Annotated in this window: 26 protein-coding genes; 12 read left to right on the top strand and 14 right to left on the bottom strand. The window is 59.8% G+C overall.

The window, feature by feature from the left end:
• Positions 1-28: 28 nt before the first annotated feature.
• Together Q666_RS64955 and Q666_RS51270 are read right to left on the bottom strand one after the other, a co-directional pair.
• Entirely contained in the window at positions 29-529 is a 501-nt protein-coding gene (locus Q666_RS64955) for an SRPBCC domain-containing protein (protein ID WP_023000543.1), read from the bottom strand.
• Positions 526-861, bottom strand: coding sequence for a metalloregulator ArsR/SmtB family transcription factor (locus Q666_RS51270; RefSeq protein ID WP_023000544.1), 336 nt, complete (start codon positions 859-861; stop codon positions 526-528). Before Q666_RS51270 ends, Q666_RS64955 begins: the two co-directional genes overlap by 4 nt.
• Positions 862-1,028: 167 nt before the next feature.
• On the opposite strand from Q666_RS51270, the gene Q666_RS51265 reads away from it, so the two are divergent.
• Positions 1,029-1,679, top strand: a complete 651-nt coding sequence (locus Q666_RS51265) for a glutathione S-transferase family protein (protein WP_023000545.1) — start codon at positions 1,029-1,031, stop codon at positions 1,677-1,679.
• 57 nt (positions 1,680-1,736) lie between these two features.
• Here Q666_RS51265 and Q666_RS51260 read toward each other — a convergent pair whose 3' ends face one another.
• A complete protein-coding gene (locus Q666_RS51260) occupies positions 1,737-2,501 on the bottom strand; it encodes an SDR family oxidoreductase (protein WP_031269150.1) in 765 nt (254 codons plus the stop codon).
• A gap of 175 nt (positions 2,502-2,676) precedes the next feature.
• On the opposite strand from Q666_RS51260, the gene Q666_RS51255 reads away from it, so the two are divergent.
• Positions 2,677-3,573 (top strand): AraC family transcriptional regulator, encoded by an 897-nt coding sequence (locus Q666_RS51255; RefSeq protein WP_023000547.1) that lies wholly within the window; start codon positions 2,677-2,679, stop codon positions 3,571-3,573.
• Between the two features lie 24 nt (positions 3,574-3,597).
• Here the strand turns inward: Q666_RS51255 and Q666_RS51250 are convergent, their stop codons facing one another.
• From Q666_RS51250 to Q666_RS51240, 3 genes are all read right to left on the bottom strand, one after another.
• Entirely contained in the window at positions 3,598-4,509 is a 912-nt protein-coding gene (locus tag Q666_RS51250; RefSeq protein ID WP_023000548.1) for a PhzF family phenazine biosynthesis protein, read from the bottom strand.
• A 227-nt stretch (positions 4,510-4,736) separates the two neighbouring features.
• On the bottom strand, positions 4,737-5,888 hold the full coding sequence (locus Q666_RS51245; protein ID WP_023000549.1) for a GNAT family N-acetyltransferase: 1,152 nt from the start codon (positions 5,886-5,888) through the stop codon (positions 4,737-4,739).
• A gap of 80 nt (positions 5,889-5,968) precedes the next feature.
• Positions 5,969-6,871 (bottom strand): pirin family protein, encoded by a 903-nt coding sequence (locus Q666_RS51240; protein ID WP_023000550.1) that lies wholly within the window; start codon positions 6,869-6,871, stop codon positions 5,969-5,971.
• Between the two features lie 245 nt (positions 6,872-7,116).
• Here Q666_RS51240 and Q666_RS51235 point away from each other — a divergent pair, with 245 nt between their 5' ends.
• The 4 genes from Q666_RS51235 to Q666_RS51220 are packed head-to-tail and all read left to right on the top strand — an operon-like array spanning position 7,117 to position 10,221.
• A complete protein-coding gene (locus Q666_RS51235) occupies positions 7,117-8,040 on the top strand; it encodes an ABC transporter ATP-binding protein (protein ID WP_023000551.1) in 924 nt (307 codons plus the stop codon).
• 7 nt (positions 8,041-8,047) lie between these two features.
• Entirely contained in the window at positions 8,048-8,539 is a 492-nt protein-coding gene (locus Q666_RS51230; protein ID WP_023000552.1) for a GNAT family N-acetyltransferase, read from the top strand.
• Entirely contained in the window at positions 8,536-9,297 is a 762-nt protein-coding gene (locus tag Q666_RS51225) for an ABC transporter permease (protein WP_023000553.1), read from the top strand. The genes Q666_RS51230 and Q666_RS51225 overlap by 4 nt, the downstream gene beginning before the upstream one ends.
• Before the next feature lie 36 nt (positions 9,298-9,333).
• Positions 9,334-10,221, top strand: a complete 888-nt coding sequence (locus tag Q666_RS51220) for a D-alanyl-D-alanine carboxypeptidase family protein (RefSeq protein WP_023000554.1) — start codon at positions 9,334-9,336, stop codon at positions 10,219-10,221.
• Here the strand turns inward: Q666_RS51220 and Q666_RS51215 are convergent.
• The 3 genes from Q666_RS51215 to Q666_RS51205 form a co-directional block, all read right to left on the bottom strand.
• Positions 10,212-11,399 carry a GGDEF domain-containing protein gene (locus tag Q666_RS51215; protein WP_023000555.1) on the bottom strand — a complete coding sequence of 396 codons (1,188 nt, stop codon included), beginning with the start codon at positions 11,397-11,399 and terminating at the stop codon, positions 10,212-10,214. The two genes, Q666_RS51220 and Q666_RS51215, sit on opposite strands and share 10 nt — an antisense overlap.
• 319 nt (positions 11,400-11,718) lie before the next feature.
• Positions 11,719-12,738 (bottom strand): ketol-acid reductoisomerase, encoded by a 1,020-nt coding sequence (ilvC, locus tag Q666_RS51210; RefSeq protein WP_006935853.1) that lies wholly within the window; start codon positions 12,736-12,738, stop codon positions 11,719-11,721.
• Positions 12,739-12,836: 98 nt separating this feature from the next.
• Positions 12,837-13,487 carry a TetR/AcrR family transcriptional regulator gene (locus tag Q666_RS51205; protein ID WP_023000556.1) on the bottom strand — a complete coding sequence of 217 codons (651 nt, stop codon included), beginning with the start codon at positions 13,485-13,487 and terminating at the stop codon, positions 12,837-12,839.
• 270 nt (positions 13,488-13,757) lie between these two features.
• Between Q666_RS51205 and Q666_RS51200 the strand changes: the two genes are divergently transcribed.
• Entirely contained in the window at positions 13,758-14,198 is a 441-nt protein-coding gene (locus tag Q666_RS51200) for a L,D-transpeptidase (protein WP_031269153.1), read from the top strand.
• A gap of 142 nt (positions 14,199-14,340) precedes the next feature.
• Positions 14,341-15,468, top strand: a complete 1,128-nt coding sequence (locus Q666_RS51195) for a transporter substrate-binding domain-containing protein (RefSeq protein WP_208993890.1) — start codon at positions 14,341-14,343, stop codon at positions 15,466-15,468.
• A 10-nt stretch (positions 15,469-15,478) separates the two neighbouring features.
• On the opposite strand, the gene Q666_RS51190 is transcribed toward Q666_RS51195, so the two are convergent.
• On the bottom strand, positions 15,479-16,378 hold the full coding sequence (locus tag Q666_RS51190; RefSeq protein ID WP_023000559.1) for a LysR substrate-binding domain-containing protein: 900 nt from the start codon (positions 16,376-16,378) through the stop codon (positions 15,479-15,481).
• Positions 16,379-16,545: 167 nt separating this feature from the next.
• On the opposite strand from Q666_RS51190, the gene Q666_RS51185 reads away from it, so the two are divergent.
• The 4 genes from Q666_RS51185 to Q666_RS51170 all read left to right on the top strand — a co-directional run bounded on the left by Q666_RS51185 (position 16,546) and on the right by Q666_RS51170 (position 20,051).
• Positions 16,546-17,676 carry a TauD/TfdA family dioxygenase gene (locus Q666_RS51185; RefSeq protein ID WP_023000560.1) on the top strand — a complete coding sequence of 377 codons (1,131 nt, stop codon included), beginning with the start codon at positions 16,546-16,548 and terminating at the stop codon, positions 17,674-17,676.
• Positions 17,673-18,443: a class II aldolase/adducin family protein gene (locus Q666_RS51180; RefSeq protein ID WP_023000561.1), complete on the top strand. Its 771-nt coding sequence runs from the start codon at positions 17,673-17,675 to the stop codon at positions 18,441-18,443. Before Q666_RS51185 ends, Q666_RS51180 begins: the two co-directional genes overlap by 4 nt.
• 425 nt (positions 18,444-18,868) lie before the next feature.
• On the top strand, positions 18,869-19,462 hold the full coding sequence (locus tag Q666_RS51175; RefSeq protein WP_023000562.1) for a DJ-1/PfpI family protein: 594 nt from the start codon (positions 18,869-18,871) through the stop codon (positions 19,460-19,462).
• A gap of 238 nt (positions 19,463-19,700) precedes the next feature.
• Positions 19,701-20,051 (top strand): ribbon-helix-helix domain-containing protein, encoded by a 351-nt coding sequence (locus Q666_RS51170; RefSeq protein ID WP_023000563.1) that lies wholly within the window; start codon positions 19,701-19,703, stop codon positions 20,049-20,051.
• Positions 20,052-20,162: 111 nt separating this feature from the next.
• On the opposite strand, the gene mdoH is transcribed toward Q666_RS51170, so the two are convergent.
• The 4 genes from mdoH to Q666_RS51150 all read right to left on the bottom strand — a co-directional run bounded on the left by mdoH (position 20,163) and on the right by Q666_RS51150 (position 25,185).
• Positions 20,163-21,917 (bottom strand): glucans biosynthesis glucosyltransferase MdoH, encoded by a 1,755-nt coding sequence (gene mdoH / locus Q666_RS51165; RefSeq protein ID WP_023000564.1) that lies wholly within the window; start codon positions 21,915-21,917, stop codon positions 20,163-20,165.
• A gap of 1 nt (position 21,918) precedes the next feature.
• Positions 21,919-22,287, bottom strand: coding sequence for a hypothetical protein (locus tag Q666_RS51160; protein ID WP_023000565.1), 369 nt, complete (start codon positions 22,285-22,287; stop codon positions 21,919-21,921).
• On the bottom strand, positions 22,284-23,876 hold the full coding sequence (locus tag Q666_RS51155; RefSeq protein ID WP_023000566.1) for a glucan biosynthesis protein: 1,593 nt from the start codon (positions 23,874-23,876) through the stop codon (positions 22,284-22,286). The genes Q666_RS51160 and Q666_RS51155 overlap by 4 nt, the downstream gene beginning before the upstream one ends.
• 199 nt (positions 23,877-24,075) lie before the next feature.
• The gene (locus tag Q666_RS51150) at positions 24,076-25,185 is read right to left on the bottom strand and encodes an NAD(P)/FAD-dependent oxidoreductase (RefSeq protein ID WP_023000567.1); all 1,110 of its coding nucleotides are present in this window, start codon (positions 25,183-25,185) and stop codon (positions 24,076-24,078) included.
• Positions 25,186-25,328: the final 143 nt, after the last annotated feature.

Below are 25,328 nucleotides of genomic sequence, written 5' to 3'. Positions count from 1 at the left end.
GCCGGAGCCAGCGTTGGTGTCCTGCTTCTTATCCGTTCCTGGGGACGACGAGATCAGCCAGTCGGCCAAAGCAGCCGTTCCAGCCGCCGCCGACACCGCGGCGGGCATCTTCGGTCTTGATGGCCTCGTGACGTAACTTGACCTCCGTCGCCTTGCCGACTTCGGTAAAGGTAACGGATACCCTTGAAGTGTCTGTCGCTTCCCGTGTGCCGTCGGCATATTCCTGAACATGGCGCCAGGAAAACTCAAGACGGTTCGGCACTTCGATGGCCAGATATTCGCCTTCAAAGTGGATCTGCTTTTCTGCGGTTTTCTCAATGACGAAACACCAGCGCCCACCAACCTGAAGATCGATCTCCGCCGAAACCAGCGCACCGGACTTGGGTACGAACCAGCATCGAACCTCATTGGGTTCGGTAAAGGCGCGGAAGACCCGCCCCGGGTCGGCCCGAAACAGGCCTTCCACGAGCACCGGCTCCTGGCCGGGATTGGATTTCAGGAACGCTTGGGGCTGCTGTTGTACGGTCATTTTTCGCTATCCTTGGCGAGGTGACGGGCAAGAGCATCGAAACGGTCGATCCAGAACGCTTCATATTTGCTCAGCCAGTCCACGGCTTCCTTGATTGGTGCACCGCGCAGCCGGCAATGGCGGGTACGTCCGCGTTTTTCGATATCCACCAGCCCGGCATCCGAGAGCACCCGCAGGTGTTTGGAAACCGCTGTCAACGACATGTCGAACGGTTCGGCGAGGTCCGAAAGCGATGTCTCGCCGTCGGCAAGCCTGGCTACGATCGCACGGCGTGTGCCGTCGCTAAGGGCGGCGAAGGTGGCATCGAGTTGAGGCATTTCAGCTGCATTCATAAAGTGAACCTTTTGGTTGACTATCATCTGACTTCATTATAGTCAACTAAATGGTTGAGTAAATGGGTGGCGCGCGACACCGGCTCAATTTTCCCATGGTCGTGCAGCACAGGTTTCCGGCCGAACCTGGAGCTGATGACCGGACTTAAGAAAGTGGAGAGACGGACATGAAACTGTTCACAGCAGATATTTCGCCCAACTGCCGCCGTGTCGAGGCGGTGCTGCATCATCTTGGACTGTTCGATGAGGTCGAGGTTCACAGGTTGAACATGATGGCGGGTGAGCATCACCGGGACGACCTGAAGGCCGCCAATCCCAACTTGAAGGTTCCGACGCTCGTGGTGGGTGACATGAACCTGTGGGAAGCCAACCCGACCATGATCTACCTGAGTGACCGGGCAGGAGCCGAAGCGTTTTGCCCGACGGACGCCAAGTCGCGCTTTGAGATCCTGCGCTGGATGTCCTGGGAGGTGCAGCATTACAACCAGGCTGCAAGGGACATTGCCTGGGAAACGATGGTCAAGCCGCTTTTCGGTCTGGGTGAACCGGACGAAGCCAGGATTGAAGCGGCAAGCGAGAACTTCCATCGCTTCGCTGCAGTTCTCGACGCCCACCTGGAAGGGCGGGACTACATGCTTGGGGACAGGGTGACTGTAACCGATTTTGCGGTCGGTGCCTTGTCGGCGTTGGCGTTGAACCCGCAGTCGCGTATGCCGCTGGAAGGCCATGCCAACATCATTGCCTGGTATCAGCGGCTGGAAGCAGTGCCGAGCTGGGCCATGACGGCACCTGCACGCCTGATGGAAGCTGCCGAATAGGCCAATGCAAGCGGCGGCCGGGATCCGGCCGCCGCGGCACACTGCTGACTTGGGGTGTCAGAGGTTCTGACCGCCCGAGACTTCAATGCGCTGGCCGGTCATCCAGCCGGTATTGCCGCTCAAAAGCGCGGTGATGGCTCCGCCGATGTCATCCGGAAGGCCGGCACGGCCCATGGCTGTCATGGAGGCGACCACCTTGTTGATTTCCGGATTGTCACGCACGGCACCGCCACCGAAATCCGTTTCGATGGCACCAGGCGCCAGCGTGTTGACGGCGATGTGTCGAGATCCCAGTTCCTTGGCCAGATAGCGGGTCAGAACTTCAATCGCGCCTTTCATGGTCGCGTATGCCGCGTAGCCGGGCAGGGAGAACCGGGCAAGGCCGGACGATACGTTCAGAATGCGGCCGCCATCTGCGATCAGCGGCAGCAGTTGCTGCGTCAGGAAAAAGACTCCCTTCACGTGAACATTCATCAACTGGTCGAAATCGGTCTCAGTCGTCTCGGCGAAGGGCTTGTGAATGCCCGTGCCGGCGTTGTTGACCAGGAAATCGAAACTGTCACGCTGCCAGGTCTGCTGTAGCACGGTTTTCAATGCGTCCGTGAATGCGGGGAAGCCGGACGTGTCGGCAGTATCAAGCTGCAGGGCAACAGCCCTGGCACCCAGCGCTCCCACTTCGGCAACGACCTGTGCGGTTTCTTCCTTGCTGGTCCTGTATGTCAGGACCGTGTCGACACCGTTCTTGGCAAGATGAAGAACAGTGTTGCGGCCAAGGCCGCGACTGCCGCCGGTGATAAGGGCGATCTTGGGGGAGGTGGTCATGTTATTGGCTCCAGTGTTGTGGGGCGTGATGTCGATGACCATGAGATAGTCCGTAGCGAGACGTATTGTGTGCCGGTTTCTCCAGAAGACTTGCCTGATCCTACAAATCAGGCAAGCTGCATGCTTGCCATCACCAACCGGCGGGCGTATCGCTGGGTTCTTGACGGAGGGAACCATGCAGGCAGACGAGCTTATCCGGAAAGTTGTTGCATTTGCTGATGATCATGGCGCAGGTGGCGATCCTTTTCCTGTTGGTGCTGGTGGCATGACGCTGGTGCGTCAACGCCGGCCAACCCTGATCTATCCGATCGTCTACCAACCGATTTTTTGCCTGGTTCTCCAAGGGGAGAAGCAGACATATCTCGGATCGAACACCGTCCGGTTCGGTGCCATGCAGTCACTGATTGTCGGGCTGGATCTGCCCGCGCAGGCACGGGTCGTGCGTGCGAGCCAGGCCGAGCCCTATGTCGCGCTCGCCATTCCACTGGACATGGCACTGATCCGCGAACTTGCTCCGGAGCTGGATCGGCCGGGTAAAACATCTATGGCTGCACGCGCCGTTGCAAGCGGCAGGGCAGATGCGGCAATCGTCGATGCGATGCGGCGCCTGTTCGAGCTTGCGGAGATGCCGGAGGCCGGCAAGGTGTTGCTGCCGTTGATCCAGCGAGAGATCCACTACTGGCTGTTGGCCGCCGAACATGGCGCGATCCTGCGTCAGATTTCAGAGCAGGACAGTCACGCGGCCCGCATCGCCAAGGTCATTGCCGGTATTCGCCGGGACATTTCGGCGTCCTTGCGGGTGGACGATCTTGCCGGTGAGGCAGGCATGAGCGTGTCAGCCTTCCATGCGCACTTCAAGGATATTACCGGCACCAGTCCGCTGCAGTTTCAAAAGCAGTTGCGGCTGATGGAGGCGCGCCGGCTGCTGCAGGCGGAAAAACTGTCCGTCTCGCGCGCGGCGTTCCAGGTGGGTTACGAAAGCGCGACCCAGTTCAGCCGAGAGTACGCCCGGCATTTCGGTCTGCCGCCGCGCGCCGACAAGGCGAACGAACCTGCCCAGGCGGCCTTCTGACCGTCCGGGCAGCGTCTGATTTGATTAGAGGAACAGTTCGCCCCGAGCGACAAGCGTCGCCTGACCGCCGATCCTGACCGCATGCATCTTGCCGCCCTCGATGTCGATTTCCAGGTCGATCAGGGACGGGCGTCCCATCTCGAAACCCTGTTCGATGCGGATATGGTGGGTGCCGTTGGGAAGGTCGTCGTAATAGTCGACCACACCTGCGAATGCCGCCGCGGCAGAACCTGTCGCGGGATCTTCTGGAATACCCATGTCGGGCGCAAACAGGCGGGCGTGGAAAGCGCTGTCGTGGGAGCGGGTTTCGCGGCAATAGACATAAGCGTCCGTATTGCCGTTCTTGCCGAAGCCCGCGTTCCACATGGCCGGCACCGGTTTGGCGCGCGCCAAGGCATCCAGATCGCGCACCGGCACGAAGGTGAAGGGAGGGCCTACGCGGAAGCGGGAGGGGCCGTGGTTCTCGAACCCGATGTCACTCGGCTCCAGGTTGAGCGCGGCTGCGATCAGTTCGACGTTGTGGGTCGGTCCGGCGGGCTCCGGCAGGCTGGGAACGTCGAACTCGGCAAAGGCGGCTGCGTGCTCGCGCAGGATAACCGCGCAGCGCACGGTGCCGATCTGCTGCTTCAGAACAACAACGGCATCCTGCTCGCCCGAAATATCGCCGAAGCGTTCCGTTGCCAGAAGGATGGCCGTACCGACCGTCGGGTGCCCGGCGAACGGCAATTCCATCTTGGGAGTGAAGATCCGCATGGTGGCGGAATGCCCGGGCTTTTCCGGCGGGAAGACGAAGACCGTTTCGGAAAGATTGAACTCACCGGCGATCTTCTGCATCTGCTCGTCGCTCAGCCCCTCGGAGTCCAGAACCACCGCCAGGGGGTTCCCGGCAAGGCTCGTGTTCGTGAAGACATCCAGGATCGCGTAGCGGCGGCTCATACTTCTCTTCTCCCTTTCGCCGCCTGCCGACCTTCAAACGAAGTCAGGCGAGGGGCTCAAACGTTGTAAAACAACCAACCTGTCCGCATCGGACGGCCCGTGCAAACCACGGTGCCGGCTTCAAAGGTGAGCGGACTTTTGCATTTTCAGGCAAGTCCTGCCAGTGCTTAGTGCGCATTCTTGGTGAACAAAATATTGCCGTTCCCGGCCGTTTCGCCGAGTGCTCTTCATGGCAGCAGATATTTGCCGAGCGAACGGGCGTAAGGCACGATGGCGCTGTCCTCAAGGTCCGCGCGCGTGCGAATGATGCGCATATCGGCAAGCTCCTGTTCTTCCGACGCCTCTGAAAAACGCAGGATCTCCGTGCGCAACTCTTCCGCGAGGCGTGGGACATCCATCACCTGGCCGATGGAAATTCGCCAGCCGTCGAATGTCACCAGCAGCTCGGCAGGCTGGACGTCGTCTCGTTTGAGACCTGTTTCCTCTTCAAGTTCCCGGTAGATCGCCCCGACAACGTCGACCTTGCCATCTTCGGTCAGGTCGGTCGGGTCGAGATTGCCACCGGGAGGGTAGATCATGCCCGCTGTGGCGGTCTTTCGGGACATGACACCATAGAGCAATGCGCCCTCGGCGGACCTCAGGATGGCGGAGCCGAAGAGATTGAACGAGCTTGCATCGGGCGCACCCCAGTCGCGCCACGCCAGGAAAGCGGCAAAGGAACATTCCGCGCAGGTGCCGTTAAAGGTGCCATCCTTGAACTCGAAACCGGTCAACTTCATGGTTCGGCCATTCCAAAGCATGGGAATGCGCTTCCTGGCTTCCTCGAAATACGCATCGATGGCGTCTGCATGCTTCGTTTCAAAAGCCCAGGGTTTGTCCGAAACCTCGATGTTCAGCGCTTCCACCCGGTAGACCGCAGGTGCCAGCGGTTTTTCCATCAGGGGGATTTCCCCGCCGGGCGACATCTCGCTTGGTCGCGTCGCCATCGTCCGAAACCCGCGCTTTTCGTAAAAGGAGCCCGCGTTGGCGTCGCTTTCCAGATAAAGCCGGCTCAATCCCTGTCGGTGGGCATGATCCTCCGCGCGCTTCAGCAGAAGGTCGCCAATGCCCTGACGCTGGGCTTCAGGGGCAACAAACAGGAAATCGACAAGCAGCGTATCTTCGCTTTGGGGAGAGAGCCCGGAAAAGGCTATGGGCTGACCGTCCCGCTCTGCAACGGTGAGCGTCAGGGACTGGATGGTTGCCTCGGATATTCGCCAGTAGTCGCGAAACTCTGCCATTTTTCCCTCCGGATAGCCCCAGGAGGCCTTGGCGCGATGGAGGATATCGGTGAGGGCAGGGGCGTCGGCCTCTGTGGCCGGGCGGAGTTTCAATGGCATGGGCTGTCCAGATCGATTGTATCCCGGACAGCCCTAGCCAGACTTTGTGAAAGTTACAAGGCAGCAGGTTCTTTTCAGCCCTACCGGATAAATGTGCCGTTCTGCAGTTCGGTTACCGCCTGGATCAGTTCCTGACGGGTGTTCATCACGATGGGGCCGTGCCAGGCCACGGGTTCCTTGATCGGTGCGCCGGAGACCAAGAGGAAACGGATGCCTTCCTCGCCTGCGTGAACGACGATCTCGTCGCCGGAGCCGAAGATCACCAGAGAACGGTTGCCGGTCTCGTCACGGATCTTCAGTTCCTCGCCGCCGAATTCCTTTTCCGTCAGAACCCCGAACGGGTCGGATGCTCCTTCGAACGTGCCGGAGCCTTCGAAAATGTAGGCAAAGGTCTGCTTGTAGGTGTCGACCTTGAAGCGTTTCTTGTGACCTGCCGGCACATGGATGTCGAGATATTGCGGATCGGCGGCGATGCCATCGACCGGGCCGCGCTTGCCCCAGAACTCGCCACAGATGATCCGTGCGGAAGTGCCGTCGTCATCGGTCACAACCGGGATCTCTTTCGACGCGACATCCTGGTAGCGCGGAGCGGTCATCTTCAGCGAGGACGGCAGGTTCGCCCAGAGCTGGAAACCGTGCATGCGGCCATTGGCGTCGCCCTTGGGCATCTCCTGATGCATGATCCCGCGCCCGGCTGTCATCCACTGGACGTCGCCCGCCCCCAGGTTGCCGCTGTTGCCCAGGCTGTCGCCGTGTTCAACGGTGCCGGCCAGCACGTAGGTAATGGTTTCGATGCCGCGATGGGGATGCCAGGGAAAGCCCTTCAGATAGTCCTCGGGTCGCTCGTTGCGGAAATCGTCCAGCAGCAGGAAAGGATCCAGCATTTCCGGATCCTGAAATCCGAAAGCTCGCTCCAGCCGGACGCCGGCGCCTTCCATGGTTGATTGTGTGCTGCCGATGTGGGTTACGGGGCGGATGGACATGACTTGGTTCCTGATGCGGATTGACTTTGAGGGAAAGATAGCGGCTCGCAGGGCAAAACCTAGTCTTGGCTCTGCAGACGCAGTGTTTCGAAAGACGAAACAGTGATCCCGTCATCCGGATAGGCTCCGAACGGACGGTGGCTTACGGCCAAAGGGTTGCATCTTGCGGACGGTCCGCCCACATGCAAGTGTGCACGCCAGTTTGGCCGTCTGGTCAAATCCCCAATTCCGAACCGGTTGAAACGATGGCCCCGATACTTTCCGTACGCGACCTGGAAAAAACCTATGACGGTGGCTTCCAGGCTCTCAAATCCGTGTCTCTGGATATCCAGCAAGGAGAGGTGTTTGCGTTGCTCGGGCCGAATGGCGCCGGCAAGACGACATTGATCAGCACGATTTGCGGCCTGGTGCGGCCGACCTCCGGCAGTATTCACGTGTGCGGCCATGACGCCTTGAGCGAGTACCGCGCTGCCCGGCAGATGATCGGTCTGGTGCCTCAGGAGATGCCCACGGCTCCCTTCGAAATGGTCGGTGATACGGTCGCCTTCAGCCGCGGCCTGTTCGGCATGAAACCCGATCCGGCACGGATCGAGAGCATCCTCAAGGACCTGACGCTCTGGGAAAAGCGCAACAACCCCATCATGGCCCTGTCCGGGGGCATGAAGCGCCGCCTGCTGGTCGCCAAGGCGCTGGCGCACGAGCCGAAGATCCTGTTCCTGGACGAGCCGACAGCCGGCGTGGATGTGGAACTCAGGCACGACATGTGGCGCATCGTTGGGGAGCTGAAGCAGAAGGGCGTCACCATCATCCTGACCACCCACTATATCGAGGAGGCCGAGGAAATGGCCGATCGTGTCGGGGTGATCAACAAGGGTGAGATCATTCTCGTGGAAGAGAAGGCAGAGCTCATGCGCAAGCTCGGGCGCAAGTTGCTGTCGCTCAGCTTGACGGAGCCGCTCGTCGAGATCCCGGGCAGTCTTGCCCGCTACGATCTGAAGCTCGAGGATGACGGACGCAGCCTGGTCTATACCTACGATACCCAGGCTGACCGGACTGGCATCACATCGCTTCTGACCGATCTCTCCCAGGCCGGCGTGCGTTTTCACGATCTGCAGACGGATCAGTCGTCGCTCGAGGATATCTTCGTCGGTCTGGTCAGTCAGGGATGAGGCGGCGATGGACACCGGTTTCACCATTCGCAAGGCGACACTGGACGACTGCACGGCACTGACGGACCTGTGCATGCGCTCCAAGCAGTCGAACGGCTATGACGATGCTTTCATGGCCATGTGCGCCGAAGAACTCAAGGTTCGCGACAGCTGGATCGAAGAGCACGATTTCTGGCTGGCGCAGGACGCAGGCGGTGAGCCGGTCGGCTGTATCCGGCTGTCCATGGAAGACGACGGCGAAACAGGGGAACTGGAGACCTGTTTTGTCGACCCTGCCTGGCAGGGACGCCGCGTCGGCCGGGCGCTGTTCGATGCGCTTTATGAAAGAGCGCGGAGCCTTGGTCTGGTGAGGATCGGTCTCGATGCGGATCCTTTTGCAGAACCTTTCTATGCCCGCATGGGCTTCAAGACCATTGGCCGGTCTCCATCCGGCTCGATCCCGGGGCGCACGTTGCCCCGAATGGAACTCATTCTGATTTCGGGGCAGCAGGGCACATGAATTTCGAAGCGATCAAAGTCATCTACCTGGCCGAAATGGCCCGCACCCGCCGCACGATCATGCAGAGCATCATCTCGCCGGTGATTTCCACGGTGCTTTATTTCGTTGTCTTCGGGGCAGCCATCGGCTCTCGGATCTCCGAGGTTGACGGTGTCAGCTACGGCGCCTTCATCGTGCCCGGGCTGATCATGCTGTCCCTGATGACACAGAGCCTCTCCAACGCCTCCTTCGGCATCTATTTCCCGCGGTTTACGGGCACGATCTTCGAGGTGCTGTCGGCGCCCGTGTCGTTCCTGGAAATCACCGTTGCCTATGTCGGGGCGGCGGCTACGAAGTCGATCCTGGTCGGGTTGATCATCCTGATCACGGCGAGTTTCTTCGTTCCGCTGGAAATCCAGCACCCGGTCTGGATGGCCGCGTTTTTCCTTTTGACGGCCGTTACATTCGCCCTGCTCGGCTTCATCATAGGCATCTGGGCCGACAATTTCGAAAAACTGCAGTTTGTACCGCTGTTGATTGTCACGCCTCTGGCTTTTCTGGGCGGCAGCTTCTATTCCATCAACATGTTGCCGGATATCTGGCAGAAGATCACGCTGATCAACCCGGTAGTCTACCTGATTTCCGGGTTCCGCTGGAGCTTCTATGGTCAGGCGGACGTCAGCCTTTGGCTGTCGCTGCTGGCAACGATGATCTTCCTCGGCGGTTCACTGGCCGTCATACATTGGATTTTCAAGACCGGATACCGCCTGAAGGCTTGAGGTATCCGGCCGAAACGCGAGTTTAAGAGAGCGGGAATGCGTGCGTCTGTCCTTTTGAAGAAGGCTTCGATCTTCGTTCTGGCCGGGTTTCTGGCCGCCTGTCAGACGGGGCAGGGGCCAGCCCCGACGCCCGTTACAAGTGCAGCGCCTGCCGTTCAGACGGCGCCTCTTCCTGCCGTTGCCTATGCGCCGGAAACGGCAGTTGAGCGCGGGTTCTCCGCGCTGGTGCTGAATGCGTCGACCGGCGAAGAGCTTTATGCGGTCGATGCGGATGCACCGCGGTATCCCGCTTCGCTGAGCAAGATGATGACGCTCTACCTGCTCTTTGATGCGGTTTCGCAAGGGCGTTACACGCTTTCCACCCCCTTGAGCGTTTCGGCCAAGGCAGCATCGCAGCCGCCGGCAAAGATCGGCATCAAGGCAGGGTCGACCATCACGGTCGAGCAGGCGGCAAGGGCGCTTGCGGTCAAGTCGGCCAATGACGTCGCCATCGCCGTTGCCGAAAATCTGGCCGGAAGCGAAGCGGCCTTCGCCCGGCAGATGACGTCCCAAGCGCGGGCTCTTGGCCTGTCGCGTACCCGTTTCGTCAATGCCACGGGCCTGCCTGATCCCGCGCAGGTGTCGTCGGCGCGTGACATGGCAGTGCTTGGTCTCGCCCTGAAGCGGCGGTTCCCGCAATACGGCAGCTATTACCGGGCCAAGTCGTTCGACTACAACGGCCGCACCTTCCGGGCCACCAACAACCTGGTCGGCAAGGTTGCCGGTGTGGATGGTCTGAAGACGGGCTATATCCGCATGTCCGGCTACAATCTGGTCGCGACCGCCAACCGGGGCGGCAAGCGACTGATTGTCGTCGTCATGGGCGGGGCGAGCGAGGCTGCGCGGGACAAGGAAGTGACGCGGCTGATCGAAGCCTATTCCTGAGCGGTCCGCAAAGGTTCGGCTGGTATTGCACCGGAAACCTTCTCGACAACTGACACCCGATTGCGTCCGGTCCGTTTGGACAGGTAGAGACTCTCATCGACTGTCTTGAGCAATTCGGCTGACGGTAGCTGGCTGCCGTCGCCGTGATAGACACCTGCCGACGCCGTCAGGTTGAAGTCCTGCGGTGCGAATTCGAACCGCAGGTCGGAAATGCGCTCGCGCAGGCGATCGGCAACCCGGAAGGCGTTCTCGCGCGAGATGGACGGCAGAAGCACCGCGAATTCCTCGCCGCCGAGGCGGGCAAAGCAGTCGTTCTGGCGCAGATGCGCCTTCACTTCCGAACAGACCTTCACAAGCGCTTCGTCGCCTGCAACATGTCCGAACCTGTCGTTCACCTGCTTGAAGTGATCGAGGTCGAAGTGGACCAGGCCGAAGTCGTCCTTCTGCGTTTCCTGCAGGAGGCTCTCCAGGCGTGTCTGAAACTCCCTGCGGTTGAAGGCGCCAGTCAGGGGATCGCGCCGTGCCGCTTCCCGGTTCCGGTTCGCCACGAGCTCGAACGACAGCGCAAGGGAGAAAGCGCCGGTCAGACTGACGAAGACGAGTGCGCACATCAGGTGAATGTCGACAATCAGGTCGTCGATCATGCCGGGCCCTTGCGGGCCGCCGGAAACAAGTCCGTGCACTGTGCGCAGCACACCTTCGGCAGCCAGAAAGAAGAACGCCAGGATGAGGCCGATATTGGAAATCAGACCCCGGAAGGGCCTTGAAGCGTAGACGGTAATGGTTGCCACGGACAGCAGCGTGAACACCACGTTGGAGGCCATGTACGCAAGGGCGTAGTTGGAAAGCAGATACGCGCAGCCTGCGACGATGCCGTAGGCAAAGGCGGGCGCGACAACATTGCTGAGCTTGCTCGGCATATCCGCCAGAAGGCGTGCCGCGTGCCAGTGACAGCCAAAACCGAGCAGCAACAGGGTGTTGGGGAGCAGATAGGCGACCAGGGGCGGCAGCATGCTGCTGAGCGCAAAGCAGACCAGAGACGACGCCAACAGGGTATTTGCAGCGGCCCAGCTCAACCAGTGAGCACGCGGACTGGTCTGCAGGGAAATGGCTAGGAAGCAGATGGCAAAAATCGACAGCAGAAGCACATTTGCCGAAAAGAGTGTCGATAGATCCATCAAGGCAGTCTCCGGAACCGGTCCCTCAATCTCACAAAGGATAGTGATTACGTTACGGGATAGGGTCTTGCAATCCGGTTAGCCGCGATAAAAAAACTTTTATCAAATAGGGAATTCAACGCTTTGGTCCCGTTTACGATACCTGTGAAATTTGCGGAGGCAATGCGGCATCTTTGGGGCGGCAGGGCGGGGGTGGTCGAGGGCCGCTTATTTATAACGCCCGCATCCGGATATCTATTTGACGACCAGCAGGAACCGGCAAAAAGAAACCCCGCTGTTGCCAGCGGGGTCTCGTTTCGGGTCGATGGGGCGAACCTTGTTAGTTCTTGGTCTTGTCGACGAGCGCGTTGGACTTGATCCACGGCATCATGCCGCGGAGCTTTTCGCCAACTTCCTCGATCTGGTGTGCGTCGTTCAGGCGGCGGGTTGCCTTGAACTTGGCAGCGCCTGCACGGTATTCCTGCATCCAATCGGACGTGAACTTGCCGGTCTGGATGTCTGTCAGGACGCGCTTCATTTCCGCCTTGGTTTCCGGCGTCACGATGCGCGGACCAGTCACGTACTCACCCCACTCTGCAGTGTTGGAGATGGAGTAGTTCATGTTGGCGATGCCGCCTTCGTAGATCAGGTCGACGATCAGCTTCACTTCGTGCAGGCACTCGAAGTAGGCCATTTCCGGAGCGTAACCGGCTTCAACCAGGGTTTCGAAACCGGCGCGGATCAGTTCGACGAGACCGCCGCACAGAACAGCCTGTTCGCCGAAGAGGTCGGTTTCGCACTCTTCCTTGAAGGTGGTTTCGATGATGCCCGAACGGCCGCCGCCAACGCCACAGGCGTAGGACAGGCCGAGATCATGGGCATTGCCGGAAGCGTCCTGGTGAACAGCGATCAGGCACGGCACGCCGCCACCCTTCATGTATTCGCCGCGCACGGTGTGGCCCGGGCCCTTCGGAGCAACCATCAGAACGTCAACGGTCGACTTTGCTTCGATCAGGCCGAAGTGAACGTTGAGGCCATGTGCGAAGGCGATTGCAGCGCCGTCACGGATGTTGGCTGCGATGTGGTCCTTGTAGATGTCAGCCTGCAGTTCGTCCGGGGTTGCCATCATCATCAGGTCGGCCCAGGCAGCGGCGTCAGCCACGTTCATGACCTTGAAGCCGTCAGCTTCTGCCTTCAGAGCGGTCGTGGAGCCCTCGCGCAGGGCAACGGCGATCTCCGTGCAGCCGCTGTCCTTGAGGTTCATGGCATGGGCGCGGCCCTGCGAGCCGTAGCCGATGATGGCGACTTTTTTGGACTTGATCAGGTTAAGATCAGCATCACGATCGTAATAAACGCGCATGGGTTCCTTTCTCCCGTCTGCATTCTGTCGTTTGAAGGCCGGTTTTCCGGTCTTGATTGGTTCTGGTGTTTCCCAGTGGTTCCGAAGGTTCGCGGCGATCAGGCCCCGAACAGACGGTAAAAGCGATCGACGGCCGCTTCGGCCTGCGATTTCAGATCCTTCTCGGCAGGACCAGCGGTCTCACCCAGAAGGAGGCGGATATGGACGTCCCGAATGGCAAGGCCGTAAAGCACCTGGTAGGCGTCTTCGGATTCGTCGAATTTCAGAAGGCCGTGGCGGCGGCCGCTGTCCAGCATGGCGCGCGCGCGGGCGGAAATCATGTGTTTGCCGCGCACAAGCAGAAGCTGGCCGAGGCGGTTGGAATTGGTGTTGGACTGGCCGATCGACAGCCGGTTCAACGCCAGCGAGGTTTCGGAAAACAGGACACCCAGCAGGGCTTCGACAAAGGCCGTCACATGTGCCCGGAACGTCGCCGCATCGGCGGTGGCGCCAGCCTCGGAAGGAAACTGAACCTGGCTGGCCTGGAAGGCGACAACCGCAGCCAGCAGGCCGTCACGGTCGCCGAACCACTTGTAGAGGCTTTCCTTCGAGCAGCTTGCCGTGCGGGCTAAGCCTGCCGTCGTCAGCGCCTTCTCTCCACCTTCGACCAGCAGCGTCAGCGCATGTTGCAACACCACCTGCTGGCGCGGCGAAAATTCGGGCGCTGCATCCGGGCGGGAGGTGGCAATATCGTAAGCGGTCGCTGTCATGTCTCAGGTCGGATCGTTGATTGTCAGTAGGGAACCGTACGGTACGGTTCGGGTGTGGTTATGGCACCGGCAGCTGGACAGGTCAAGGGTAATTTTGCACCTATTCGGCGAACGTGCGCATCTGGGCAAGCACTCTGGAACGTGCGCTTCAAAGCGTGATTGGAGTAGACGTTTACGCTTACTTCAAGTTTGGCTTGCGTCTCGAAGAAAGTGCGGATTAGATTTTCGTATTCAATTTTGTTGTCTTGTTTTTTCTTGGGTGCCTTTGAGATGTTGACCATCAAAAAACTCATTGCCGGGCCGTTGTTGCTGGCCTTTCTTGTCTTGGCTGCCACCAGCGCAAGCGCTGCACCTCGAGTAACCGCAAAGATCGATCTTTCCGAACAGCGGCTTTATTTGTACGTCGACGGGCGTTTGCGAAACAAATGGCCGGTTTCAACGGCACGCAAGGGATATCGCACACCAACGGGAAGCTGGCGCCCGACCCGGCTGGAACGCGACTGGCACTCGCGCAAGTACAACTGGGCTCCCATGCCCTATTCGGTCTTCTTTCTCGGCGGATACGCCATACACGGCACCAACGATCTCAAACGGCTGGGCCGTCCTGCCTCGCACGGATGCATCCGGCTCCATCCCAAGAATGCCGCTCAGCTTTTCAATCTTGTGCGAAAGGTTGGCCGTGCCGACACGAGGATCGTGATCACGCGGTGAGTTGAGGGGGCAACTCATCCGTTGCTACCACCGGCCGCTTTCAGAAGCAGCCTGTGTGGGCACAGGTTGCATGGTTTTGGCGTGGCGGCTTACCCTTCACGAACCTTCTGGGTGATTCCCCTTCTGCCAAGCGGAGGCCGTCGTGACCGCCTGCTCGAATTTCTGTCGATGCCTGTCAGCTGCCCTTGTGCTCTGCCTGTCGATTTTTCTCGCGCTGCCGGCATTGGGGCAGACGGCGGAGGGGGACGACAATCCACCGCTGCCGGGCTCGCCGGTCAGCGTCGGCCTCTACATCAGCCCCCCTTTTGTCATGGAGGAAGAGCCGGGTGTCTATTCCGGCATGGCGGTGGACCTTTGGGAAGCACTGGCGCAGAAAAACGGAATTCTCTACGAATATCGGATCTTCCCGACTATCCGGGAGCTGGTGGATGCAGCGGCGGACAAATCCATCGGTATTGCCGTCACCAACCTGACGATCACCCGCAAGCGCGCCGACAGGATCGACTTTACCCAGCCCTGGTTCGATGCGGGCCTGCGCATTCTCGTGCCTGACAGTCAGGGAGCGAGTTTCAGCGAGGTGATAACGGGCCTGCAGGAATCCGGTTACCTGAGAGCCTATGGCTGGCTGGCGCTTGTGATCGTGTTTGCAACGGCTCTGATGACGCTGTTCGACCGGCGTTTCGACAAGAACTTTCCCCGGGGCTGGCCGGAAGGGGTGTCGGAGAGCTTTTATGCGGTCATGTCCGTGGTGACATCCGGCAAGGCGCCTTCGCGCAAGAACCTGTTTGGTTGGCCAGGCCGCATCTGGCAGGCGCTCTGGCTGGTCTGCGGCATTGCGGTGATGGCCTATGTGACCTCGTCGGTGACCAGCGTCATGACAACCCTTTCACTCACGAACCAGATCAACAGTGTTGCCGATCTGCCGGGCAAGAGTATCGGCGTCTTCGCCGGCAGCGTGGCCGAGGAGTTTGCAGAAGCATCCGGTTGGTCGCACCGGTCATTTGACGACATCGAAGGTGCAGTCGCTGCTCTGCGCAATGATGAGATTGACGCCGTTGTGGGCGATGCGCCTGTCCTTGAGTATTACGCTCACAGTCACCCGCGGGCGAATGTCGAGGTGATCGGCCCGATCTTCGAACCGGACAAATACGGCTTTGCCCTTGCGCACGGCAGTCCGTGGACACGGCCGTTGACGCTGGAATTGCTGACGGCGCATGAGACGGACATGATCGAGCAACTGCGCGTGCGCTACTTCGGCGACGAGCGCTAGGAGCCATTCCCTAGAGCTGTGGCTGCGCGGCAGCCCTCAACCAGTCAACGACAATGGCAGCTGTTTCCCGGTTCCGGCTGCGGTGCGACAGCACGGCATGATAGGCGTTGTTTGGCTGCAGCGGCGGCAGACCAGCAGGGACCAGCAGGCCGTTTTGCACGTGGTCACCGGTGATCGAGCGCCAGCCGAGCATGACCCCGTGGCCAGACAAGGCCGCCTGGGTGGCCTGGACATAGTTGGAAAACCGGAGGCCTTTGGCCGAACCGGCAGCCTTCTGCCCCGTGCGGGCAAGATACTCCTGCCAGGAAATCCAGCGGCGATCGCTGGTGTCCACATGGATCAGAAAGGCTGAGCCCAGGCTGCCGCCATCGGCGCGGATACGCTCGGCAAGGGAAGGGGCGCACACGGGCTCAACCAGCTCGCGGAACATTTGTTCGACCGTGCCGTCGTCCCAGCGGCCGTCGCCATAGCGCATGGCGATATCGGTCCCCTGGCCAAGCCGGGGGACCTCCTGCTGCGTGGTGTGAACGTTCACCGGGATTTCCGGATGGTCCAGATAAAACGCCTCAAGCCGGGGCATGAGCCAGTAGGTGGCGAAGCCGACGGTGCAGGCAACAGTGACAGAGGCGCTGGTCGGATCGGCAAGAGCCTGGATGTCGTTCAGGGCTTCGCTCAGCCGTTCGCGGTTTTCGATCACCGCTTTCAGCAGGATCTCGCCAGCGGCAGTGAGGCCGGCCGGCCTTGTGCTGCGATCGATCAGGGCGGTGCCGACGTGTTCTTCCAACTGTCGCAAGGACTGGCTGATCGCCGACATGGATACATTCAATTCGCCCGCCGCCGCCTTGGTGCCTCCCGCGCGTTGAACCGTCTCGAAGACGGTGAGCAGCCTGAGCGGGGGGAAGCGGAGCATTTGTCTGTCCAAGTTAAGTGAATGCTTAAGTTAAGTTTCGATTTTATCACCTTTCCAAATCGCCAGTGCAAGAGCAACTTCAAAGAAAGTAACTGGAACGCAGCGCTTTGCAGTAACTTGTGTGAAGTGTCTGCAAGGCTGATGAGCTAAACTTAAGGACGGATCTGATGCTTGGAACTGGTGATGCGGGTGTGTTGCTGCAGGAAAAAGGACTCGATGTGCCGCTGAGCAACGGGCAAACCGCCTATTTCAATTACTACTGGCTGCGCGACAATTGCCCGAGTTCCTTCGACCCGGAAACCCGCGAACGCGTCAACGACATCTTTGCCCTGGACGAAGCGCCAAAAGCAGCCTCCGCCGCCATCGTGGGAGGCGATCTGGAAATCGCCTGGGCCGGCACAAACGACGTCTCCCGACTGCCGCTGTCCTTGCTCAATGCCTATTCCAATGGCGAAAAGCGCCCCGATATCGCCAACCTTCAAAGAGTGCCCTGGTACGCTGACCACTATCCGAAGATGGCCCGTTTTTCCTATGACGAGGTTACCAACGACACCGCGCGTCGGCGCGACTGGGCCAAGGCGATGCTGACGGATGGTGTCGCGCTTTTGACCGGCTTGCCGGATACGGATGAAGCGCTCACCGACACGGCCGGCCTGATCGGCTATGTGCGTCCGAGCTACTTCGGTCTGACGTTTGAAGTAAAAACCCACATCAAGCCGACTAACCTTGCCTTCACTGCCAAGGCCCTGCCGCTTCACACAGACTTGCCGGACGAAGATCTTGCGCCGGGCGTGCAGTTCCTGCATTGCCGGGCCAATTCGGTCGAGGGCGGCAACAGCATCTTTGTGGACGGACTGGCTGTCGCCGAAGACTTCCGCAAGGCCTATCCGGAAGACTTCGAACTTCTGATCACCGTGGATGTGCCTTATTTCTGCGAGCATGACACGTTCGACATGCGGTCCCGCCAGCGGGTGATCGAGCTGGATGAGCACGGCAATATTTCGGGTGTCACGATCAGCCAGCACCATGCCGATATCTTCGATATGCCGCAACATGAACTCGACCGTTACTACCCGGCCTTCTGCCGCTTCGGACGGATGATGCGGGACGACAAATACCTGATGCGGTTCCGTCTGAATGCGGGCGAATGTATTGTCTTCGATAATCACCGCATCGTGCACGGTCGGGCTGCCTATTCGGCAACCAGCGGCAATCGGCACCTGCGTGGCTGCTATACCGACAGGGGCGAGCTGCGCTCCACCTACCGGATCCTGTCCGGGGAAGGACGTTTCAAATGAGTGTCGTTACGGATGTACGCTTCGGGGCTGACCCGGACCGGCAAAGCGAACAGGCCCTGCGGGAAGACCTCGCAGCTGCCTTTCGTCTGGCGGTAAAATTCGGCTGGAGCGAATCCGTCGGCAATCATTTCAGCGCCGCGGTTTCCGAAGATGGTTCGAAATTCCTGATGAACCCCAAATGGCGACATTTCGGGGAAATCAGGGCCAGCGACCTGTTGCTGCTCGATGCCAATGATGAAACGGTGATGGCGGGCGAAAATGCCCCGGACCCATCCGCCTGGTGCATCCACGGCACGGTTCACCGGGAAAATCCCAAGGCGCGGGTGCTGTTCCACTGTCACCCGCCCAATGCGACCGCGCTGGCGACGCTGCAGGATCCGTCGATGAAACCGATCGACCTGAACACCGCCCGTTTCTTCGGCAAGGTTGCGGTTGATCTCGGCTTCGGCGGCATGGCTGACGAGGCGGAGGAGGGCAGGCGGATTGCCGAAACACTCGGCGACAAACCGGTTCTTGTGATGGGCAATCACGGGGTGTCGATTTCCGCCGTCACTGTCGCTGAAGCCTTCGAGCATCTCTATTTCTTCGAACGGGCTGCTGAAACGCTATTGAAAGCCTATGGGACCGGTCAGCCGCTGGCCATCATGTCGGACAACCTGGCCGCCAAGACGGCTGCCGAATGGGAGCCCTATGTCGGCATGGGCTATGCCCATTTCGACTATTGGAAGCGTGATCTTGACCGGAACGAGCCGGATTACCGCGACTGAGATCCGTCGATGCCGACTTGCCTTCGCCTCTCTAATGCGGGGAGGCGAAATGCATTTGGGCAAAGCATGGCAATCCTTCTTGGTGTCGCCCCGGACAAACGCAGCGCAGATCCGTGGCCTTTTCGCAAAGCTCATAGCGGCATCGCGTGAGCTGGAAATCAGATGTCAGTGCGCGCTTCAGCGAGCTTCTGATCATTGATCATCATTCAATCTTGAGCAGGAGCGGCTTTGCCGAAAAACATGTCTGCGTTCGGATCAGCGTTCGGCTTCCGCCTCACTTGTCTTAAATGACGGGCGGGCAAATGTTCCCGCAATAAACCGCCAAAACTGCAGAAATCTCACCTGTAGTAGCGACCTAATACCCGTTCAAACCCGCGGACTGCTAGCCTTTCTCCATCGCAATTTGCCAAGCTGGAGGACAGAGCATGAGCGCGAAGAAGATCCTGATGATCACGGGTGATTTCACCGAAGATTATGAGACCATGGTGCCGTTTCAGACGTTGCTTGCCATGGGTTACACGGTCGATGCGGTATGCCCCGGCAAGAAGGCCGGCGAAACGGTCGCCACCTGTATCCACGATTTCGAAGGCGACCAGACCTATTCGGAAAAGCGCGGCCATAACTTTACGCTGAACGCGACCTTCGCCGATGTCGACGTTGCCGGTTACGATGCCCTGGTAATACCGGGTGGACGGGCTCCGGAATATCTGCGCCTTGATGCGGCTGTCATCGATGCCGTGAAGCATTTCATGGACGCGGCCAAGCCCGTTGCCGCAATCTGTCACGGCGCTCAGATCCTGACTGCTGCCAAGGTGATCGAGGGCCGCACCGTTTCGGCTTATCCGGCCTGCCGTCCGGAAGTGGAACTTGCAGGCGCCACCTATGCCGAGATCGCAATCGACGGCGCCGTGACCGACGGCAACCTTGTTACCGCCCCTGCATGGCCGGCGCATCCGGCATGGCTGTCGCAGTTCCATGCGGTTCTGAGCGGTGCGGCCGAGGGTTCCCTGGCTGCCTGAGGCAAAACGGTGCGGGCCAACAAATTGCCCGCACCATCAGCTCCGTTTGCCTTGTCCGAGAAAACGCAAGAGTGGTGCCCCGAAGGGGGTGCGACAAGTCCCGGGTCCGACACTTACACGCTACCTGACCTCTTTCCCGCACGCGGGAAGCGGACTAGGCTGAGTTCAAACAACGGGCGTTGATATACCGAGACAGCTCCGCGATTTCAGCTCGCCAGTCCGTCACGAAGGAAACATCATGTGCAAGCTCTTCATCGAGGCAGATTCCACGCTTTGGGAAAGCACGACAAAGTCGCTGCGCATTGACGGCATGGTGACATCGGTGCGGCTGGAAACCTTCTTCTGGAAGGTTCTGGACGAGATCGCCGGACGGGACGGCATGAATGTGGTGCAACTGATCACCAAGCTTCACCACGAGAGCATCGACGCGGGTCATGATCTCGGAAATTTCACAAGCTTCCTGCGCGTTTGCTGCGGCCGGTACCTGGCCTTGCAGCTGTCTGGCGATGTGCCGACCGACAAGCGCCTGCCTATCGCGGGCCTGGATGCGGACGGCATTCTGGAAGCCGAAACCGGCCGTATTCATTGAGACATGCGCTGAAATGAGTGCAGGAGCTTTCCCTGGTCATCCCGGCCGAGCACCACGCTGCCAGTATGACGAGGGATGGCTTATCATACGTGCTGGTGACACGGCGCCTTGTCAGGCAGCCGCTTCTTGTGAAAGCGCCAGACGCATGTCTTCGGCGACCGCGACCGGGCCTGCCTCGGTCGGGACCTGGAAGAGCCCCAGTTTCTTCGTGACCTTGCCCAGCAGCACCGATGCCGTCATCCAGACCAGGAGCGGAGCGACAACCAGTGGCAGGGCAACAGGCAGCAGCCAGTAGAACATCTCCGGCGCATAGGTGTGCGAGAAGGCGATTGCGCCGGCGCCTGCAATGCTCATCCACCAGGTGGCGGAAAACGCCGCGGTGATCGGCAGCGAACCGTCGTCCCGATCGGCTGTCGGCCAGCCGCTGTCAGCACCCGTCAGCACCTGAAACACCGAGCGGCAGTGAAACATCATGTGGATCGGCGCAAGGATCGAGGTCAGCAGGATTTCAAGGAGAAAGCTGATCAGAAGCCGCACCGGACCGCCGAAGTCCGCCGAGTTGCCGCCAAAGAGTGCCCGGGCAACGAGCAGCAGCTTGGGCAGGATCAACAAAGCCACCAGACCGAACAGCAGGGCGAGCGCCGTGGTCGTTTCCGGATGCGGAAAGACCGGGAATGGCGAATGACCGTCGAAGTAGACCGGGGGCGGAGCAACCAGCGGAGCCGCAAGGCTTGCCAGCAGGAAGATGCACCAGATCGGCGAGGCCAGGTAGGCAAAGACGCCTTGCAGGATCGAAATCCGGCTCCAGAAGCGGAAGCGTGGGGCCGCCAGAATGCGGCTGTGCTGCAGGTTGCCCTGGCACCAGCGCCGGTCACGCTTGGCGTAGTCGACCATGTTGGCGGGGGCTTCCTCGTAGGAGCCTGTCAGGTCCGGGTCGAGACGTACCTTCCAGCCGTCGCGCGCCAGGAGCGCAGCTTCAACGGTATCATGGCTGAGGATATGGCCACCAAAGGGCGGTTTGCCGGTAAGCGGAGCCATGCCGCAGGCAGCTGCAAATGCGCGGGTGCGGATCAGCGCATTGTGTCCCCAGAAGGTGCCTTCCTCGCCCTGAACGGCGGCAAGGCCGCGCGCGAAGTAAGGCCCGTAGAGACCGGTCGCGAACTGCAGGAGGCGTCCGAACAGGGTGGAAAGTCCGATGATCTGCGGCAGCGACTGCAGCAGCCCCAGGCGCGGATCGGCTTCCATGCGCCGGACCATTTCCAGGATGGTCTTGCCATCCATCAGGCTGTCGGCATCAAGCACCAGCATGTAGTCGTAGGCACCGCCCGATGTCGTCAGGAAGTCGGCAATGTTGCCTGCCTTGCGGCCAATGTTCTGTTCGCGCCGCCGATAGAACAGGCGTCCACCGGCGTTCTGGCGAACAAGCAGTCGCTCATAGGCACGCTGTTCTTCCTCGCCGACATCCGCCTTGGTGGTGTCAGACAGGACGAAGAAATCGAACCGGTCCGCCGCGGGCAGGGCGGCAACCGATTTCATGATGGCTTCCAGGCGGGCGAACACCGGACCGGTTGCTTCGTTGTAGATCGGCAGCAGAACAGCGGTGCGACCTTCGGGCAGAGCTTCTGCCGTTGCCCTTTCCTCAGGCGGAAACAGGATGCCGAAGAGAGCGATACACCCGCCCCAGGCCAGCCAGAAGCTTGCTACCGCCATCAGCGCGATGCGGACGATGTCCAGCCAGTCGAAACCGTCCGACTGGACAACGATGGCAAACATGTACGAAGCGCCCGTGGTCAGGCACAGGGCGATCACTGCCATGGCCAGCCGCCGGAAGGCCGTCGACCAGGCTTCGGAGCTGGCCTTCTTCATGTCAGCGGTCCTTGGCTGGAACCGGAACGCGCTTCAACTGCGGAGCAAGCGGCTGCACAGCCCGTTGCCACAGGGCGACAAGCGGGGCAAAGCGCACGGCCAGTGGCGGGTTGAGGTCGTGATGGGGCATTTCCAGCCCGTGACGGGGTGCAGGCACCGGCAAGGTCCTGATGAAGGCTGCCCGGTCTTGCGGCGTGCCGCTAAAATGGTCGATACCACGGCGAGTGGCGGCGGAACCGGACAGAACGGACAAGAGGACGTCGTCGCCAAGGTCGGGCCGCTTCAGGACAGTCCTGATTTCTTCAAGCAGCTTACTGTCGGCAAAAAGGGTCGGACTGGTCGTCTGATCGATACTCACATGCGATGTCATCTGTTCCCACTCCACTGATACATCCAGGTTTCCGTTACATCGGTGCCGTCGAGCTGCAGGGCGAGAATGAACTCGACCGGTATTTCCTCGTCGTCCCGTGCGATATCGAGCACGGCACGCCAGCTGCCGCTTTCCAGCCGCTGGACGAACTGATGCTCCACCTTGCCGTTCTGCAGGGTCAGTCTCGGTGTCAGAGGAGCTTCCGCACCCATGTCACCCAGATTTCCGCCGGCAAATTCCACGACGAACTTGCGCAGTTTCGGGTCCGGATCCGAGGCAGCCGCGCCACCATGCCCTGTGCTGGTCGCGATTACCTGTGCCAGCTCGGTTCCCGGTTCCGGTTCCCGGCCCCAGATCATCCGATAGGCAAAGCGATGTTCGGAACCTGCCTTGGTGCCGTTTTCCGGCACCCAGCAAGCAACGAGGTTGTCGTAGATCTCTTTTTCGGCCGGGATTTCCGCCAGCATGACCTGGCCGTTGCCCCAGTCGTTGATCGGCTCGATCCATAGAGACGGGCGGCGCTGATACTTGGCTTCCGTGTCCTGGTAATGATCGAAATTCCGGTCGCGCTGCAACAGGCCAAAGCCTGCCGGGTTCTCCTCGTTGAAGAAGGACAGGGCAAGCTTTTCCGGATTGCGGGCCGGCCGCCACAGACGCTGGCCATTCTGGCGCAGGATCAAGAGACCGTCATTGTCATGAACTTCCGGGCGATAGTCGTCGAAGTTGGTGCGGTCGTTCTCGCCAAACAGATACATCGAAGTCAGTGGCGCAATTCCGAGGCGTTCGACATCGTCGCGCAGGAAAATGTGTGCATCCACTTCCACAACCGTGTTGATGCCCGGCTTGATCGTGAACTGGTAGGCACCGGCAACGCGCTCGCTCTCCAGTTCGGCATAGAGCCGCATTTCGGCAGCGCCGTCCGTCGGCCGCTCCAGATAGAACTTCGTGAAACGTGGAAACTCTTCCGGTCCGGCGATGGCCGTATCGATCGCAAGTCCGCGTGCGGACAGGCCATAGACGTTGCCCTTGCCGAGCGCGCGGAAATAGCTTGCCCCCAGGAACACCACCAACTCGTCGAAATACTCCGGAGTGTTCAGCGGATGGTGCAGGCGGAAGCCGGCGATACCCGGCAGATCCACATCCTTGAATTTTTCCGGATCCAGCGGCTCGCGATATTCAAAGTCCGCGCCGGTGAAGTGCAGTTCGCTGATATTGCCGTCGACGATCTCATAAAGTTCCACCGGCTCCTTGTAGAGCCAGCCCGGGTGGAACGCCTGCAGTTGATAGTTGCTGCCGGTGTCCTTCCAGACGGACTTTTCGGGATTGAACCGGATTGCACGATGCTGGTCATAATCGAGATTGGCGAGGATTTCAGGAAGAGCCGGTACATCGGGCGCAAATGCGTTCCCGGCCTTTTCTTTCATGCGCTCGACAAGCGCGGAAAAGTTAAACTCTTCGCCTGCCGCAAAGGCTCCGCCTGTTTGTGCAGGTGCGGTATTCTCTGCTGCGAGTGCAGTGCGGAGATCCGCGCCTGCCAGGGCACCGGCCGCCAGGGCCGTTGCCGATAAAAACGTGCGCCGATTGATCACGACGATTGGCCACCTTGTTGAAATTAAAGTGTTCTTTTTGGTTCACTTTTGAATGAGCACGCGCACTGCAGCAATTTTATGGAGAAAACCGGTCCAAAAAATGGCATTCCTGTGCAATGCAGCATCGTACGCTTGTTCGTTCGACTTTCAAACGTCCAAACAGCCGGTTGGTTTCATATTTTTTTGAAAAAAGTTCCGCTCAGATACCGATTGTAACCAGCTGGGCGACGTAACTTCCGATTGCCATTGCCGATGTGAGGCCGGGGGATTCGATTCCGTAGAGCGTGACCAGACCCGCAAGGCCATGATCTGACGGCCCGTCAATTCGGAAATCGGCCGCGGGGTCACCCGGACCGGCGATCTTGGGCCGGATGCCGGAGTAGTCGGGCAGGAGTGCATCGTCCAGCAGGCCGGGCCAGTAGCTGCGGATGGCGGCATAGAACCTGTCGCCCCGGGCGGGATCCACCCTGTAGTCGGCAACCTCCACCCATTCGACATCCGGACCGAAGCGTGCCTGGTGCTGCAGGTCGAGTGTCAGGTGAACACCGAGCCCGCCGGGTTCCGGCACGGGGTAGATGAGCTTGGAAAAAGGAGCCTTTCCTTGAAGCTTGAAATAACTGCCTTTTGCGAGGTAGGCGGCCGGTGGATTGGCACCCTCAAGCCCGGCAGCCAGGGCAGGTGTGCCGTGGCCTGCGGACAGGATCAACTCCTTGCAGGTGAGGGCATAGGTTTCCGTTCCCTCCGTTTCCGCATGCACCCGGTAACCGCCATCAGCCAGGCGCCCGAGGCGCGCAACTCTCGTGTTCAGCACAACCTGACCGCCGTTAGCCTCGAGCTCTCCCTGGAGAGCCAGCATGAAACCGTGACTGTCGACGATGCCTGTGGAAGGGGAATGCAGTGCGCCGGTGCAGGCAAGCTCCGGTTCGGCTTCGTTCAGGCTGTCCTGGTCCAGGAATACGAGATCTGTAACGCCGTTTTCCGCCGCTTTGCGACGGATTGACTGCAGTTGCTCCAACTGATCGTTATTGGACGCAACGATCAGTTTGCCAATCTGCTCGAAACCGACGCCATTCTCGGCACAAAACCGGTAAAGCCGTTCTTTGCCTTCCACACAAAAACGAGCCTTCAGGCTGCCCGTGGGATAGTAGATGCCCGCGTGGATGACTTCCGAATTGCGGGCGCTGGTTTCTGATCCGATCAGGCCATGCTGTTCCAGCACCATTACCTCGCGGCCAGTCAGCGCCAGCTCACGTGCAATCGCAAGTCCAACGGCACCGGCACCGATAACGAGGGTTTCAATGTCATGCATGGTGTTGCCGGCAATCCTGGTCGCGCGTTCTTTTCCTTGTCAGCCCGTCATGCCACGGCTTGCTCCAGACGTCGATGCTGGAATTGCGGATGGAAACACAGGCCTGGAAGTCAAATCAACGAACTTCGCTCTGCCTTGGATTG

Origin of the sequence: Labrenzia sp. C1B70 (assembly GCF_000475395.1) — a bacterium.
Lineage (GTDB): Bacteria > Pseudomonadota > Alphaproteobacteria > Rhizobiales > Stappiaceae > Roseibium > Roseibium algicola.
Note: the sequence above shows the minus strand (reverse complement) of the source record. Positions and strands in the feature narration are given on the sequence as shown.